A 16134-nucleotide genomic window follows, 5' to 3' on the forward strand; every position below is an offset into this window, starting at 1 on the left:
CCGTCACTGGCTGAGGCGCCGACCAATTCGTCTACACCCTCGATTTGAGAGAAACGAAAATCCGCCAAGCCGTCGCTGTGCTCGCCGAGCCAGAGATTTCCATCTTCGTCCTCGAGGACGAGCTCGCTGTGCTCACCCTCAAGCTCGCGGTAGAAGTGTCCGATCCGGATCGTTTCGCCAGACCGCATTCGGAGGAGGAGATCATCGCCATCGCGCACGAAGTCGGAGACCTCGTTGCGGGCTGCACGTATCTGGACGATGCCGGGCTTGTCCATGTCCAGGCCGTCAAGCGATACAGTCCGGGAATTTCCTGAGACTTTGTCGGTTACTATTGCAACCATGAAACTGTCCTCCTGCAACACAGAACATCGGCGACAGAAATCCGCTGCCGCCTGGAACACCAAGCAACATTCAAGAAATTTGATTTTGCGAACGGTTAACCGCTGCGAAGTACGGAGCCTGAGATAAATCGGCTCCGGTCTCTTGCATAAAAGGGGATTTTCCTCTCAAAGGCCCCTCTCCCATCGCTATAATTGCAGAAAATTCAAATGCCGCAAGAAAAAACAACCGAGGGGCGCATACCAAAAATGACGGGTAAGAGGCTCCGAGCTTCGAACATTATCTCAACGCAAATGCTAAACGCGGCTCGGCTGGAAACCGGCAAGCCTTCTGTTCCTTTGCTTGGAAGTTGCTCGAGACGAAGTGGCACGACGGGCTCTCATTGAAAAAGAAGATCTCACCGATTGGTAAATCGTGCCAGAAGCAAAATTTGCCTGTTATGATGCCGACCAAGTATAAAAGTATGAAAAATCATATCTTTGGGCGCGGTGTGACCGGCGACGAGCAGTTGTTAAAGCGCTAGGCCCTGAACTGTCTGGCCCTCGATTCCGAAGGCTTCGCGCATCCGTCCGGCACTGTAGGTGCAGTCGATGTTCAACCTGTGCAGGTCGTACTGGATGTTGCTGATATCGAATCTTGCGGCATGTAGTTCCTGATCGGCGTTGAGCAGGTCGAGGAGGGTGCGCGTACCCAGTTCAACATATTGTGTTCGGTAAAGATCGCGTGTCTGCCTCATCGTTGACTGGCGTGTCGAGAGCGAGCGACGAAGACTTTCCTTGCTCGATATCTGGCTGCTGGCTTCGGTCAGGTTGCGCAGAATATCGACCCGCGCGCGCGCTTCCGCAGCCTGTGATGCGCCGAGAGCCTGAACCGCCATATTCCGTCTGGCGCTTGTCGCTCCCCCGTTATAGAGGCTGCCCGAAACTTTTAATCCGACCGTGTAGTCGGGATCGAAAGAGCTGAATTCCGTCACGTCGACACCGATCCCCGCGTCGAGGGACAGCGTCGGTAGCCCTTCGGCTTTGGCAAGTTCGATTTGCGCGGCGGCGGCTTTGCGGTCTGCTTCCGCCTGCATCACAGCGGGCACGCGGGACCAGTCGAAATCTGTTGCACTGCAGGCCCTGGAAAGCCATCCCGGTACCGCGTCAGTGACATGGACCCCTCCGTTAATCCCGCTCAGGTTCGAAAGGACCGCTTCCCAGCGGGAAAGTTGACCTTCGATCTCCAGGCGCGTCGCCTCCGCAGCCTGAACGCGGGCCTCTGCCTGCAACAGATCGGAACGCGTGCTGGCGCCCTTGTCAGTGCGTGACCTGACCAGTTCCAGAATTGCATTCACATCCTCGATCTGGTCATTCGCAACGGCTCTCAGAGCGCGGTTACGCTGGATTTCGATAACCGCGTATGCCGCTTCGCGTGCGAGATCATCGACCGCCATCAGCACTTGGGACTTGCGGCCCGCAATTCCTGCGGTCGCAATCTTGACCCGGTTGTCGACCTTGCCGAAATCATAAAGCATCTGCGAAACACTAAGGTTGAGGTCGGGGCTGTACCGATCCGATCTGTCGTAGGAGGAATCCAGTCCCCAACTGAGGCTCGGTAAATAACCGGCGCGGGCTTCGTTAACGGATTCGGTCTGCTGTCGTAGCCGCCCGATCGTTTCTGTCACTGCAGGATGCCAGTTGACAACCTTCCTGACGGCCGTCTCAAGTGACAGCGGACCTTTGTGTTCACTTTTTTCGCGCACGGGGGAACGTATTTGATCAGTTGTTCCGGTTACGCCCGGAAGACTCCCGTTCACCGTTCCTGTCTTATTATGCGAAGCGGCCGCATTGGGCGGCTGACTACTTGCGACCGGACGGTTGGCGCAGCCGGTGCTCGACATCCCCGCAGCAACGATGCAGATCAACGCAGGAAGCCAATGAAAACGCATTTAGTGTTCCACCTTCTGACGAGAAGAATGAGCAACCTGCCAGTACGAGGAACAAGATCGTGGCCTTTGATTTGCCGATATTTTGTGCAAATCAGAACTACGGAGACGTGGTTAACAATGAATTAATCAAGACTAACGAATGTTAACCATGGATATTGCCGGCCACTGTCTTGAACATGTCATGCGTCCCCACGGCGACGCCCTCGTCAGAGGCGGCAACGCGCGCCGGTCGTGTCACGCTGACCCGTGTTTCGGGGGCAGGAGATGAGGTTTTCGTCTCCAGTGATCTATATTAAGCCACATAGAATCCTGCGCGAATCTATGGGTGAGTTCGGATACCGGAGAGGCGATATAACTTGGGTCCCTGCACTTGCCACTGCGTCGTCTTCACTATCACGGCCGTCGCCGGTGTCACCAAAGGCATGAACGAGAGCGCAGAAGCTTAAACTCCCGCTACCCGGTCGCGGCACTGCGATTTTCGGACCGTCGAGCATAAAGGCAGAAAGGGCGGTGACGGGACGGCTTGTCGCACCGTGGCTTCGCTATAGAGGTATTCGTGAGGCCGGTGATGCTGCGCAGGCGGCCCCAGCCGGTGATCTGATGCTAAAACGGCACTGTGCCGAACTGTGCGGCTGTGGTTCATCCGCGTGGCAGGTGATCGCCGAACCCTGGACTGGACGCTGTACGGCCTACAGTGCGAGATTGTCGGCGTGGACAAAGCATAGCTTGTTGCCTTCCGGATCGCGGCAATAGGCGGCGTAGAAGTCCGCGGCGTAGCGTGGCCGTATGCCGGGAGAGCCTTCACTGATACCACCCATACGGATTGCTGCGTCCCAGGCGTCGTTGACAGCAGATCGCGAAGGCGCAGCGAAGCTGATCTGGACTCCGTTTCCCCAAGTTGCCGGAAGTCCACTGATCGGTTTGCGAAGGGCAAACTGCGGCCACCTCCTGTCACCGCTTTTCCAGATGACGCCTGCGTCCACGCCGGTTTCGGTCTGGAAATCACGTTGCAATGCCAGGGGTGCCAGGACGCAGTCGTAGAAGTCGACCATTTTTTCGAGGTCCCTCGCGCCTAGCATAATATGACTGAACATTCTTTCTCCTCGCTGACCAACATCACGCCTGCCCTTCCCGCGCAAGACATCGTATGCGCTACCTATGTTCATTCGTCTGGTATCGATCGTCGCGCCAAGCGCCGCGCATCGAATGATAAGGTTCCGCTATTAGATGCGACGCGCCGCGCGTCCATTGCACCGGTCGATTAGGCTTCCAGGCCGAAATCGCGCTCCTTGACCTCCGCAAGTGCCGCGTCAATGCGCGATCCATCAGAGATTGCGGCTGCGTTTCCCTCGCATCTGGCGGTTCAGCGCCACGAACTACGCCCGCGACACCTGCGTTGAGAAGTACTTAGACCGTCAAGTCTTCGCTGTTCAGTCCTAACCCTGAAGCTCGAATGGACGTTCCGGCCAGAATGTTGGATGGTACGGCAGTTCCCATGCTCGCAATCGCTCTCCGAAAATTTTTTGCCGCAAGCGCCTAGACTCAATTGACCGCGGCGAGGTTAGTTTCCGGCAGTGAGCCCTTGCTGGATGGTTTATCCAATCGTTGCTGACGCCAATCGGAGCTACATCGAGTGGCTGGCATTTTGCGTCGGCGTCTATTGCCTCCGGGCGATGGACGCAATCTGCCACCGCGAACATGTCGTGATGGAAGTTGCTTCTCGGATAAAAAGAGGCCCGCAGTGGGCTGGGGTAAACTGCGGGCCGCTGTCAGGCCGCCTGACGCGACCGTACATAGGGTGGCTCGTGATGAATGAACGCCAGATGAACAAACGCGCGCTGGAGAGGGCGAGAACCAACCCGCAAAAAACAGGATCAGTAGCCGAGCACAAGGCTTGCTGCGCCGACTGACGCCGGTCGTATATGTCGCGTGGCCGGACCGCAGCGTCTGGCGGTGAGTCTGCGTGCGCAGGCCGTATAATTTCTACTCCTCAAATCTCAGAGTGGACTCCCTCAAAGATTGCACTAGTGTCTGGCCAATGCATCCGCGCGGTCGCGTCTCGTTCCGAAGCTCGTATACGTCCAGCGCCAGGAGGATAGCATGAAACGACCTGCACAAATCGAAGGCTGCTTGCTGCAGCGAACTCTCGGAAAATGGGCTGCGTGTTTCACGCCCCACCACGCCTTGCAAGTGAAGCTCGTAGAAGACACAATCACCGAGACGTTGAAAACACTGTCTTCACGAGGTGACGAGGCTGCAATTGATACAGAACTTTTTTTGACGATGCGGCGTCTGGCGTTACGCGCTTTTGGCTCGGCTTATGCGCGGCCGGAAAACTATCCACTGCGCAACAGTTTTCCTCCTGACGAAAACATCTCAGCCAAGCGTTGATGATGGACAGGGGCGTCAATGAGTGCCCGGGTCTCAAGCTTCCTCCCGCCACGCAAGGACCAGCCGCTCCCCGCGGGCGAACTTGTTTGCACCATCGAGGCTAACCGCCTCTCGTGCCTGCGATCCCTCTCCAGTGTGGCACAGCGCCGATAATCGGCACTCCGACAGCACCCGTGTGCGCGCGACACGGCAAGGATCGAGAGCGCTCCGTCACCTTCAGCTTTGCCGCTCAACCCATTTAGTTCCCCGAATCTTTTGGGGTTGCTGTATCGCAAGATGACCGGGCAGCCGCATGTATCTTGCAAGAGCCAGGCTACTGGCGTGTTACGATGCGGTGACCGAAGTCATTTTTGATGATGGCCGGCTCACTGAACCAGCCAGAGCAGGTAGCCTAACCCACCCAGAAAGGTGGCGCAGCCGACGAAGAGGAACGCGATACCGAGATACAATAGTGCCAGATGTCTTATGCTCATGTTCGCTGACAGCGGGGTTGGGTAGCCGCCAGGATCGGTGTGGCGCAACTACTGGCCAGCCAAGGCCGTCATATCCATTATCAAGCAGTGCAAATTCGTCAAGAAATCCCGGCACCACGCCGCGCAGCACTCAAGATGCGGAACGCCGGATTCCCCAGTGATGTGGGGATCGAAATCAGAGGTGCCTGGTTTCGGAACTGCGCTCGGACCCTCGCGACAACGATGACGATGGTGCCCGCGCCCCGGGCGGCCCAGGCCGGCAATTGGGCTCGCACGTCCGGTACCGCGGAAGGGAGCCGAGCCGGAACCGGATTCCATCAAGTTGGTTTGGTCGAGCGGAGGGTGAAATGTCAAAGCCCGTCGTAAAGCAGCAGACCATTTCCAGCCGGCTTGACCGTAACATCGCAGCCCTGCTCGAGCGGCGGCGGCAGGAGGCAGCGACGGCTTCGCTTCAGGAGAAGGCGGCGGCAGCCATCACCCGTTTCGCTGGCTCGATGATATTTGTCTACATTCATGCCTTGGTGTTTGGAGGGTGGATCGCGATTAATGTTGGTTTGCTTCCCATCCTTCCGGCGTTCGATCCATCGATGGTTGTCCTGGCCATGGTCGCTTCCGTAGAAGCTATTTTCATCTCGACATTCGTTATGATCAGTCAGAACAGGATGGCGGAGGCCGACGACAAGCGCGCGGACCTCAATCTCCAGATATCGCTTCTTGCAGAGCACGAGACCACGCAACTTCTATCGATCGTGACCGCGATAGCGGAAAAACTCGATCTCGACCTTGCTCAGAAGCAGGAAATTGCAGAACTGCAAGAGGACGTCACGCCGGAGGGCGTTCTGGACACCATTGAAAAGATATCGGGTGGAGAGGACGGCCGGTCGGAGGGAAGAGGACCGCTCGGCAATGTTTAGACGTACCGATCGCATTTTGCTGCTGATGGTTGGTCCACATGTTGATGCGCATTGATCGTCCGCTGACTCAGGCCTCTGGCCGATAACCATTACCCGGCGGTTCACCGCGACATGGCGGATACGACCGCCAAACCGAGCCGCCTCACGGTGCAAAATTGCAAACAGTTACTGGCGGAACAGCAGATCTGGTTTAAGCGCGGCAGTCGTGCATCCGTTCGTCGCCGCAACGGGATGTCGCGCCCGGATTGCGAGTGATTTTTGACCGGCTGTGCCATTTGACTTGCCCCCTGTCAGATTGGGCGCAGCCGGCCTTTGACAACCACGATCCGCCAGAAACACGTCCTCCTCCGACGCCACCGATTCACATCTGCATCCCTCTCACCACAGGCCGCCAGCCGGCTCGCCGCAGGCAATGCCGGATGTCGTGGCTCGTCATGCATTTGGTGTCTGTGACCTCATGCGTTCGGACATCATTGCCTGGAAATTTGACATCAGAATTATGCATCCGCCGATAACAACCCAGACGTCTATACCTTCTCCTTAAGCGTAGAACCCGACGAGTGCAGCCATGGGCACGCGCAGAAAGTCGACGGGCATGATGACAGAGGCATCGAGGCGCTTCAACGCCTGTGCCTGGCAGTAGTGTGCACTCAACGCACCAACGCCGGCAACCATCATCCATGGAACATCGGACAGGCCGACGTCCCTCCAGTCTGTCAAAGCGGCGACCAGCCCCAGAGGCAACTGAATGAGGATCATCCAGACCACGATGACTGCAGGTGAGAATTCCCTGGTAAGCTGCTTGACGAGGATCAAGGAAAGCCCGTAGCCTGCGGCCGCCAGCAGTACAAATCCGGCGGCGGGATCAATGACGCCGTGCCCAGGGCGCACGACAACCAGAACACCAATGAACCCGCCAAGGGTTGCGAGAAGCCGCGCCCCTGTCAGCTTCTCCTTGAGCAATAACCAGGCGAACAGCGCGACCCAGATGGGCATGGTAAACTCAAGGGCAAAGACGGACGCCAGCGGCAGAGAGACCACGCCTATTGTCCAAAAATACTGGGCGGTGAAGTGAACGACGTTCCGTGCCAGATGTCTGGGAAACAGTTTCATCTGGCGGATCTGCGGCAGGAGTGATCGTCCCACCAGCAAAATTACGATGAGACCGACCAGAGCGCGGAAAAACAGCACCTGCCTGATTGACAAGGTCGATGCCAACTCGCGAGATCCTACCGCCATACTTATGAAGGACACCATGCTCAGAGCCATCCAGCCCAGTCCCCGCATAAAGTCTGCCCGCCCTCGCTTTCTATCGAAACGTTTGTCTTTTTCCATCAGTGCTCCGGACAGATAAATTGTGTAGCCGCTATAAGAGGGCGCTTCGGTCTGCTTTTATCGGCCAGATATCGCATCTTGCGAAGCAGATTTTGGTGGTTTCACGGGCCGCAGAGTCTGCCAACGTAAACGCGGACATAGATCCTGCATCCCGTCCCCCAGTCGATATCATCCTGATCCTGGGGCTGCTGAAGCTTTCGTAGGTCCTGTCTTTCACCGAGAGAACGGTCACCAGCATTGGATCCATCGCGATATTCCTCGCCTCGCTGCCCGTTGTGAGGCCCAGGGCCGCCGCCCCAACAGGCGTCATAAAGGACGGCTGGCGCCCGTACGCCTGCATTTAACGACGAAGAACGCGATCATAAGCGCAGGGCAGTGCGTTAGGGAGCGCTTCTTGACTTCCTCCTCAAGAATGCGATGATTGCGCTACCATGTTGAAGAACAGCAATTTCCATAGATTTTGCCTCAGCCGAGAGTATCCCGTCGAAGGGTATTAACCCGGGACGTAGACTGCTGTCGCGCGTCTGTGCCCGGGCTTTGATCCTGCGGGATTGCGCGACCTAATCCACAAGCAGTCTTTTTATTGCGCAGCCCTTGGGCTGCAACAGAGGCATATGACATGAATACCACCAATTGCGGAAAGCCGTCCATCGTCGTCAGGCAGACTGACCACGCTCGTCTGACCTCTCTTGCACTGGCAGCACCGGGACGCGACCTCGATGTTGCCGAGGAATTGCTTATCGAACTTGATCGAGCTGATGTCGTAGAGGATGACCAGTTCCCGCCGGATGCCGTAGCGCTCGGATCGACCGTGTCCTACAGGACGGAGGGCGGCGCCAGAAGGTCGGTCACTCTTTGTTATCCCGGTCTCGCCGACATCGAACGCTCAATGGTCAGCGTGCTGACGCCGATTGGCGCTGCACTTCTGGGTCTTTCTCCGGGGCAGCAGATCGAGTGGAGCGGCCGCGACGGGCAGTCACACATGTTGACCGTCCTTGACGTGACCGCCGGGGTCCCTTCCACGGCGGCCTGAAGGGCTCAATTTCAGAGGATACGAGAACCTCGCCATTTATCGGCGAGGATTTCTGGCGTGCCTGGCCGTGTGAACGCCAAACAGATAAAAGTAACGACACCAACGTGCCACGCGACGCGGGCAGGTCAGGCTGCCTAGCCCAATTAGGCATAGGCGGAATGTTCACCGTTCATGTTGTTCTTCATCGATTGGACGAGCTTGCGGGACGATCGCGGATCGAGTAGACGACGACCGCGTGCGCCGTCTTGCGGAGCGTAGTACCTGCTGCTGCAACCACATAACCTTCTGTTCTCTTTCCGGGTTCGTTCCAGGCGAACACCGGGAAATGTCCGCAATCGGCGATGTTCGGGAACGGCCTGCAAGACGGAACCGTCAATCGCCGCGATTGTTCGGGGCGGTACGACCGGAAGGAAGTCCCCGTGCTGCGTGTCCTTAGAGGCAAAAAACTCATCATTATTGAGCAACGACCAATGCTGACGGAGGCATGCCGTGAGCGGATGACTGCGGCCGGGGCCACTGTCGGCCTTCCTCTTCGATCTGCAAGAGACGTTCTTGATGCGATGATGGAGGGAGACGTAGATGCGGCAATCATTGACATCGGGATCGATGATGACACGCTGCTGTCCGTATCCATCATTCTGGAGAGCGCAAACGTGCCATTCCTTTTCGCTTCCCGCGCAAAAGGAAATTCTGGCGGCTACGACGTGAGCGGCGATATCGTAGATCTTCGAAAAATTGCAGACGCACTCTTCGGTCCACCGGGAACCTCATCGACTCTTCATTGATCGTCGATCGGAGTGGGCAGTTCGTCAGGCGGACTTTCCGTCGCTGACCGCAAGTGAAAATCTCTCAGCAGCACCCGCCGCATCGTTGCAAGAAGCACGACATCGATCGGCGAAGCGTCGTCCGCAGTTGGAAACTCCAGGAGCATTTCGCTGATGGTCTTCTCTACGAGATGAGCCTGAATCCGCTCATCTGACGTGAAACGCGCAGCCCAGTGCGAAAGCACACGGCGCAGCAGGGAATCAATGTGATTTGATGGTTGGGGCACGCGGCCGTCCTCCACACGAATAGGCGGGAGCACGTAGTAACCCTCAAGTGCCACCGCCTATGAATTCGGTTGGTGGCAATGCAGACATAATAACACATCCGATCGAGGAGTCGACCAATACTTGTCAATTGAACACCCCTGCCCCTTGCCAGTCTCATCTCAATACTCGCAGGACGGTGTCTATGGAAAACCGCTCGGCCAAGGCATGCGGGACTGCTTGATGTTGACGATGACGGCTGAACCCCATTCCCCGCTGGTTACAGGCCTTTCCGCGTCAGCTAAGTTTCGCCCCCTCGTTGAATAGTGTCGTCTTGGCACATTCGCTCTGGAGCATTCCGTTACGGCCGGCTGCCGGTCAACACGACGACGCGACAGTTGAAGAACCCTTCACCGGGGCGCAGTGAAAATGGCGGGGCCGTTCGGCCGCTCGGCGTCCTTTGGTGCGTACCAGACCAGCAGGGTTCACAATCCTGATCCAGCCCAAGCGCCAGGACGGGGTCCTCAGACCCTCGCATCAATCGTCGGGCTCAACATTTCGAATATGTTGAACCGGGGCGCCGGAGGAGGACCGGCTCATGACGTCGCGACCGGCGCAATAGGTCCGCCTCGTCGGAAAAAAGGTCGCGTCCAGTCCGGCAGTTTTGCAGGTTTTAACTGTGAAACTGGTCCGGCAATGCAACAGCGAAATCCCTCCGTGCCAAACTGCAGTTCAGGCGCTGTACCGAATAATGAGCCTAAAGCCGAACGAATATAGCGCGTCCCGTATCCTTGACGACTGGGGGCGACCGCGGGCGGGCCGCCTCGTTCAACCCAATTCATGCTGAACATTGGGTCATTTCCCTCGGTGATTTCCCAAACCACTTCCACGCTACCCTCAGGAACAGAAAGCGCGCCGTATTTAATGGCATTGGTCGTCAGTTCATGAATACAAAGCGCGATGGTCGTCCCCGCATCCCGACCGACAACAATATCTGGACCGGAAACCGCGATTCGGGTCCAGCCATCACCGTTATAGGGAGCTATTGTCGTAGCCACGACCAAAGAGAGGTCAACCTCCTCCCCGCCCGCCTCGAAGACTGCCGAATGAACGCCCGAAAGGGCCTGTAGCCGAGCGCCAAAATCACCCACCAGTTCGTCCACGGTCGTAGCGCGTTTTCGCGTCATCTGGAAAATGGAGGTGACAGTGGCAAGGATGTTCTTCACGCGATGGTTCAGTTCCAAACGCAGTTCTCTCTCCCGTTCGATTGAATTGCGAACTTGCCGCTGCCGTAACCGCACCAGAAGGTTCAACTGAACAGCGTTGACCAGTTCTAACGGCGCGATCGGACGCACATGGAACAGAAGACGGGATTTCGGCCATGCTGCCTGCAATCGATCCCGGATGCCTTGCACCGATGCGGCCTTCTCAAGAAGGACGATGATCGGTATCTCCGACCAATCGGGTTGAGCGTTCAAGTGGTCGCAAATCTTCGTCAAGACAGAGGGAGTGAGCGCCTCGTGCGTGACGATGATGATGTCCGGCGACGAACAAAGAAGACCTTCAAGGTCGCCATCGACCTTGGCCGGGACCACCCCCACCTTTTGGTCTTGCAAAAGAGCAGCAATGTATTCGGCGTCTTTTCGGAACGGAGCAAGGACCAAGACCCAGTCCGGCCCATTTTCCTTCGGCAGCCCGTTCATTTTGGATCGGGTAGTGGGTTGTAGGCCACTACGCTGACGTTACCGCTTTCGATAATCAGTTCCCGCACGTCAAGATCGTGCGGACCGTGGCGCTTCTTTACGACGGTGATATTCCGACGGAGGCGCCCTTCATGTTCCATGATCCGCAACAGCAGAACCGTGTCGCCGAGGAAGCTCACATCGACGTCGATTCCGACATTCTGCCCGAGGAGGCCGTGCTGGGCGACGATAAGCATGGTCAACACGCCGGAGCGCGCCAGATACTTTAACAGGGACTGGATGTCGCGCACCGCCTTGTCCCGGTGCGGCAAGGAGTTGAGGTAGCCGGTCAGACTGTCAATGACGACGACTTTCGACTTGTTCTGCGTCACGGCATCCTGAACGATCTGGCCGAATTCGCCCGGCGAGATTTCGTTAGGATTGAAGTCGCGAAGGATCAGCCTGCCGTCCTTATGAAACTGCCTGAGTTGCATGCCCAGGCCTTCTGACCGGCGAAAGAAGGTTTCCAGTCGCTCCTCAAATAGGAAGAGGGCTACGTTTTCGCCTCGTTCAAGCGCCGCGGTTGCATAGAGCGACGACATCGTCGATTTTCCGGTCCCGGCCTGACCAATGACCAGGGTCGTGGTTCCGGCTTCCTGGCCTCCGCCGAACATGTCGTCGAGTTCGGCAACCCCGGACTTGATCAGTTGTGGCTTTCCCGCATCCGATGCGGCGCTTGGCATTATCCGGGGGAATATCACCACGCCCTCGCCCTCCCGGATCGCCATGTCGTGATAGCCATCGGCGATTGGCACGCTGCGCATCTTGGATATCTCCACACGGCGGCGCACGCCGCCGTACTCCTCCAGCGACTTGTCAAGCCGGATTACCCCGTGGGCCAGTCCCTCCACCTCTTCTCCGCTTCGGTCAAATCCTGGCGACTGAGTGTCAAGCAGCAACGCGACGACATCCTGTTTTGCCAGGAACGCCTTGAACGCGATCAGCTCCCGGCGAAACCGGGGAGAATCGCCGGTGATCAACCGGATTTCGAGAAGGGAATCATAGACAAGCCGGCGCGGTTTATGTTCCTCGATCGCTGCCTCAACCGCCTTGCGTGTCTCGTCAAGCCGCAGGTCGGACGTCATGAATATGCTTTGATCATCTGCCTCGTTTACGGAGCCGGATGTCGCCAGTTCCTCGACACGGATACCGTCGAGTGTCCAGCCGTGCGACACCGCAATCGCCTTCAGCTCGGCAGCTGTCTGCGAGAGTGTCACGTAAATGCAGCTTTCGCCGGCAGCGACCCCGGCTAGCAAGAACTGTAGGGCGGCGGTGGTTTTGCCCGATCCCGGAGCGCCCTGCAGAATGTAGAGATTGGATGCGGGAAGACCTCCGCGAAGAATTTCGTCAAGTCCCGCGATTCCGGTGCTGACGACAGAGGGCATTTTCGGTCTCGGCATTTTTACCTTCCGCTGGCCACGCGCATTGGCATCGAGGGAACGTCACTGAGATTACACTCATATCTATATTCGTCTTTCTGGAAACATCAAATCGTTCCTTCCCTGTGAAGACCAAGGGAGTTATGTTCGATCAAGACCGCAAAGCCGCAGAGCGTTCGGGAATCCGCAGTCGCGGGGTCTATAAGGCGCGCCGTCCGGGCGATGACTCCGTGGAAGACGCCGTAAACGGCCTCCGAACAACAGTCGACGGTAGCATATCAGTTCCAATCGAGCACGCCGCGTCCCTCGCCCACTGAAATGTTGTCAGCAGTAGGACCCCGTAGAGGTCAAAAGCCACGTCGGGTGGGTCACCGGCCTTCATGCGGGCGCAATTGACCCTGATGAATCATTACCGGCAGTCAATGGAACGGGCGCTGTCGTTAGGCAGTCAGTATAACCTAGCCCCAGTCAGCAAGGCCGACGCAATGTCTTCCATTTCTACCCAGTATATTCGTGAGTTCAACCGGCTCAATGCTATGCTTGAGAGCGCTGGAATGCGTAGTTTCGACGATCAAGAACAGCAAACGGCCAGGGGCGTGGCTGCAAAAGTGCTGATCGATCAATTTCTCGAAAACGCCAAGCGCGGATAGACGCGCAGAACTAGTCTTCGACCGCGATTCATTGTTTTTTCGAATCCCACATCCTTCATTGATCAACGCCACATCGAGCCCTGAACAATCCGTTCGTTCCCCCGGGCCGAGGACCGTTCAAGGTCCTGCCCGGCTTAATGACGCCGAAATGGCGGTTGACGTGTGGTAGCCTGAGCGGAACGCCTCGAACCATCTATCAGGAATAGGCGGCCCCAATGCGATCTGCTCGCCTACATGGTCAGAAGGGCCGCGTCGGGCCTGCGCCAGGACCCCGGATGGGGGAATTCGAGCATGCGAACGTGCACAAGAATACCTGTCAGGACTTCATTGGTTTTGCTGATCAGCGCCTGCATCAAGAAGCTCTATTAGCGCCGCCTGCTCGGGGCCATACGGCCTCAGAAGCAGAAACTCCTCGACACGTAACTCCGTCTCGTATCCGCCTGACGCTGGATTGCCTTTGTGACGTACGACAGATGTCCCATCCTCTCGCGTCCCCAGGGACCAGTTATCACCATTCGAACTTGCAGCGAATTGTTTGAATTCCGTCATGATCGTTGCCCTCTCGTCATTTTCTGAAAGACGCGTGCGCGGCCGAGTGCAGGCTATGCCCACACCACACTGGAGCAGTGTGATTATGCCCGGTCGAAGGTAAAGGAGGTCAACAAGGTTGTGACGAAATTGCTGGCCTTCTCCTTGACCACAAGCTCCGTCCACTCGTCGGTTCCCCGAAACCTCAGATCCGTGTGGATGCTGTCAACGGCGGCGGCCTCGATGCGCTTGATATGCTCTTTAAACTGCGCCTCGCCCTCCCCACGGTAAAGATCGCGAATCACCATCCGCAAAATCTCCTGGATAGCGATCTGCCATGCGGTGTTTATCGCGTTCAGCTCATTTGTCGTCGCTGACATGAAATTCGCCTTTTTGAGTTGATGTTCTCAAGTCATCACTGGCAATGCGCCCGTATGGTTCGCAAGAGCACGGGGAAAGCGCGATTGTGGAACCGCTTAACCCGCCGAACGGGTGGTCGACACGTTGGCGGCACGCTTGGCGATCAATGCGGATGTTGCAGATTTCCGATCCGCGAGTTCTTTTGCGAGGCGTGCAGTCCTCAGCCTTGCCGTTTTTTCATTATGTGCCTCAACGGCAGCTTGCCCCTTTTCCTCGGGACGATCCTTCGCAAGGGAGGGAGCCTGAAGCTTGCGAAACGCGATTTCTGCCTGCTGACGCAGTTTGCTTTGTTGTTGTGTCATGAAGTCCCTGCCTCTCCGGCCTGTGGCCAAACGAAAAAGGCCAGGCGAAACGCCTGGCCTCGATGAAATTGCTCCCGGCAGTGCCAGTACATCCGTGGTCAAAGGGGAGCGGATCTCACTTATGCAGACTGCAGATTGGTTGCAGACATCTTGCCAGACTTGTTGTCCCGCTCAAGTTCGAAACCAATCTTCTGGCCCTCTACGAGTTCACGCATTCCTGCGCGCTCGACAGCCGAAATGTGAACGAACGCGTCAGCGCCGCCATTGTCAGGCTGAATGAAGCCGAAGCCTTTTGTGGAGTTAAACCATTTTACTGTGCCAGTGGTCATGATGGACCCTTTCCAAGCATAGAGTGACATACCGCGCAACGGATGAGACGCGGGCATAAACCGACTATTTTTGAAAGAGAAGTTCGCTTAGGGCGCGGTGCCAATCGCACGGTAGACAAGCTTGGCAAGCAAAAGATCGATGGTGGATATATAAGGCACCTGCGAAGGCAAGTCAACGATTAGTTTTTGGCGAAGCGTCTCTTCACCTAGTGGTTGTATGTCGCTGCTGCGCGTCGTCCAGGCCGCCCGGGATGAGGAACGTCCCCCTGGAGGAGAGGCGGCCAGCCGCAGCGGAAGCCGCCGGAGGCGTCTATGTGAGTAATGACACGCCGTGGTCACCCAAGGTCGTGACCGATCGGGAACTGATTACGGGCCAGAACCCCGGCTCGGCCAGCGCTGTAGCGGCTGAATTGCTTCAGCGTCTGAAATGACCATCTTGGCGGGTCGCCAGCGCCGCCTCCTGTGCGAATCGGCGCTTGTGGCTTCCTTGGTGTTGAGGGCCCTGCCGCATTTCCGGCCGAGCCACTTGGCCGATGAGAGCAGACTTTCTGGTCGGGCAGTGAACGTCACACCGCGACGCTTTTCCCGGCTTCCGTAGAGCCTGATCGATGTCACATTAGGGGCATTGGCCCGGGATACCGTGATGTCAGAGCCAAAAACGTCGCATTGAAGTTAAAACACCATGATGGCGGCCCCGCATGCGCATAACTCCCTAAGGCCGGTCTCAACATTCAAGATATCCCTCTTGAGATCGGAAACGCCTGCTGCACGGCCCGCTTCAACGCTCTCCAACAAAATCGCGCGGAAACACACCGTCACCACCCGGCACCCCGGTTATTCAAATCGTACAACGGATTTCAGCGGAATTTTAGCCACCAGCACGCCATCGCTCCTGACCACTTCAAACTCTGCGCCGTCCACAACCTCATTCTTCAGGATTTTCTCTGCCAGCATTTCCCTCGCGGCCTGTACGGCCTCAACACAGGCACCCTCGTCGCTGGACAGCACCGCGCCTTCCGTATCCAAAGAGAGACCGTCAGCGTCCCGGACGTGGAAAAAATACCTTGGCATCGTATAATCCTGTTTTCCTCCGATAACCAACTGCCTCTCATCGTATTGGTTCCGTTGGCCGATTCCGCGTTGGAGAATAGCGCGGAACCGACGACTTGGCTGGAGCTCGCGAACCGGCGGGGACAGAGGAACAAATCAGGCGCGCCGGCGAAATCCAGCGCGAACGTTCGGATTTCGCTTCGATTACGTCTCGCCGTTCCCATTGAGTAATGAGACCAACAAGGATGCCGGCTCTTCGCTCGTTTGAAGATGTTAAACCATCAGCACTTG

Annotated in this window: 15 protein-coding genes and 2 pseudogenes; 6 read left to right on the top strand and 11 right to left on the bottom strand. The window is 57.0% G+C overall.

Features of this window, described 5'->3' with window-relative positions:
• Positions 1-59 precede the first annotated feature (59 nt).
• The 3 genes and pseudogenes from BLU28_RS26895 to BLU28_RS22145 form a co-directional block, all read right to left on the bottom strand.
• A pseudogene (locus tag BLU28_RS26895) lies at positions 60-341 on the bottom strand (BapA/Bap/LapF family prefix-like domain-containing protein); the annotation flags it as partial.
• Between the two features lie 509 nt (positions 342-850).
• The gene (locus BLU28_RS22140; RefSeq protein ID WP_234794427.1) at positions 851-2269 is read right to left on the bottom strand and encodes a TolC family outer membrane protein; all 1419 of its coding nucleotides are present in this window, start codon (positions 2267-2269) and stop codon (positions 851-853) included.
• Between the two features lie 689 nt (positions 2270-2958).
• On the bottom strand, positions 2959-3363 hold the full coding sequence (locus BLU28_RS22145; protein ID WP_077987672.1) for a VOC family protein: 405 nt from the start codon (positions 3361-3363) through the stop codon (positions 2959-2961).
• A 1006-nt stretch (positions 3364-4369) separates the two neighbouring features.
• Between BLU28_RS22145 and BLU28_RS22150 the strand changes: the two genes are divergently transcribed.
• The gene (locus BLU28_RS22150; protein ID WP_077987673.1) at positions 4370-4660 is read left to right on the top strand and encodes a hypothetical protein; all 291 of its coding nucleotides are present in this window, start codon (positions 4370-4372) and stop codon (positions 4658-4660) included.
• Between the two features lie 820 nt (positions 4661-5480).
• A complete protein-coding gene (locus BLU28_RS22155) occupies positions 5481-6047 on the top strand; it encodes a DUF1003 domain-containing protein (RefSeq protein WP_077987674.1) in 567 nt (188 codons plus the stop codon).
• 540 nt (positions 6048-6587) lie between these two features.
• Here the strand turns inward: BLU28_RS22155 and BLU28_RS22160 are convergent.
• The gene (locus tag BLU28_RS22160) at positions 6588-7382 is read right to left on the bottom strand and encodes a DMT family transporter (protein WP_234794428.1); all 795 of its coding nucleotides are present in this window, start codon (positions 7380-7382) and stop codon (positions 6588-6590) included.
• 619 nt (positions 7383-8001) lie between these two features.
• Between BLU28_RS22160 and rnk the strand changes: the two genes are divergently transcribed.
• On the top strand, positions 8002-8415 hold the full coding sequence (gene rnk / locus BLU28_RS22170) for a nucleoside diphosphate kinase regulator (protein ID WP_077987676.1): 414 nt from the start codon (positions 8002-8004) through the stop codon (positions 8413-8415).
• Positions 8416-8834: 419 nt separating this feature from the next.
• Positions 8835-9200 (top strand): hypothetical protein, encoded by a 366-nt coding sequence (locus BLU28_RS22175; RefSeq protein ID WP_234794429.1) that lies wholly within the window; start codon positions 8835-8837, stop codon positions 9198-9200.
• Here the strand turns inward: BLU28_RS22175 and BLU28_RS22180 are convergent.
• The 3 genes from BLU28_RS22180 to BLU28_RS22190 all read right to left on the bottom strand — a co-directional run bounded on the left by BLU28_RS22180 (position 9194) and on the right by BLU28_RS22190 (position 12585).
• The gene (locus BLU28_RS22180; RefSeq protein ID WP_210184479.1) at positions 9194-9466 is read right to left on the bottom strand and encodes a hypothetical protein; all 273 of its coding nucleotides are present in this window, start codon (positions 9464-9466) and stop codon (positions 9194-9196) included. The two genes, BLU28_RS22175 and BLU28_RS22180, sit on opposite strands and share 7 nt — an antisense overlap.
• A gap of 573 nt (positions 9467-10039) precedes the next feature.
• Positions 10040-11146 (bottom strand): sensor histidine kinase, encoded by a 1107-nt coding sequence (locus BLU28_RS22185; protein ID WP_077987678.1) that lies wholly within the window; start codon positions 11144-11146, stop codon positions 10040-10042.
• Positions 11143-12585 carry a DUF7125 family protein gene (locus BLU28_RS22190; RefSeq protein WP_077987679.1) on the bottom strand — a complete coding sequence of 481 codons (1443 nt, stop codon included), beginning with the start codon at positions 12583-12585 and terminating at the stop codon, positions 11143-11145. Before BLU28_RS22190 ends, BLU28_RS22185 begins: the two co-directional genes overlap by 4 nt.
• A 371-nt stretch (positions 12586-12956) precedes the next feature.
• Between BLU28_RS22190 and BLU28_RS22195 the strand changes: the two genes are divergently transcribed.
• On the top strand, positions 12957-13214 hold the full coding sequence (locus BLU28_RS22195) for a hypothetical protein (RefSeq protein ID WP_139190413.1): 258 nt from the start codon (positions 12957-12959) through the stop codon (positions 13212-13214).
• Between the two features lie 632 nt (positions 13215-13846).
• Here BLU28_RS22195 and BLU28_RS22200 read toward each other — a convergent pair.
• The 3 genes from BLU28_RS22200 to BLU28_RS22210 all read right to left on the bottom strand — a co-directional run bounded on the left by BLU28_RS22200 (position 13847) and on the right by BLU28_RS22210 (position 14793).
• Positions 13847-14122 (bottom strand): hypothetical protein, encoded by a 276-nt coding sequence (locus BLU28_RS22200; RefSeq protein ID WP_077987681.1) that lies wholly within the window; start codon positions 14120-14122, stop codon positions 13847-13849.
• 96 nt (positions 14123-14218) lie between these two features.
• On the bottom strand, positions 14219-14464 hold the full coding sequence (locus BLU28_RS22205) for a hypothetical protein (RefSeq protein WP_077987682.1): 246 nt from the start codon (positions 14462-14464) through the stop codon (positions 14219-14221).
• 119 nt (positions 14465-14583) lie between these two features.
• Positions 14584-14793 carry a cold-shock protein gene (locus BLU28_RS22210; RefSeq protein ID WP_034806062.1) on the bottom strand — a complete coding sequence of 70 codons (210 nt, stop codon included), beginning with the start codon at positions 14791-14793 and terminating at the stop codon, positions 14584-14586.
• A 287-nt stretch (positions 14794-15080) separates the two neighbouring features.
• On the opposite strand from BLU28_RS22210, the pseudogene BLU28_RS22215 reads away from it, so the two are divergent.
• Positions 15081-15224: pseudogene (locus BLU28_RS22215) on the top strand (type 1 glutamine amidotransferase domain-containing protein); the annotation flags it as partial.
• Positions 15225-15627: 403 nt separating this feature from the next.
• Here the strand turns inward: BLU28_RS22215 and BLU28_RS22220 are convergent.
• Positions 15628-15894 (bottom strand): DUF6894 family protein, encoded by a 267-nt coding sequence (locus BLU28_RS22220; RefSeq protein ID WP_411462989.1) that lies wholly within the window; start codon positions 15892-15894, stop codon positions 15628-15630.
• Between the last annotated feature and the right edge of the window lie 240 nt (positions 15895-16134).

The organism is Agrobacterium pusense (assembly GCF_900102105.1).
GTDB classification, from domain to species: domain Bacteria; phylum Pseudomonadota; class Alphaproteobacteria; order Rhizobiales; family Rhizobiaceae; genus Agrobacterium; species Agrobacterium pusense.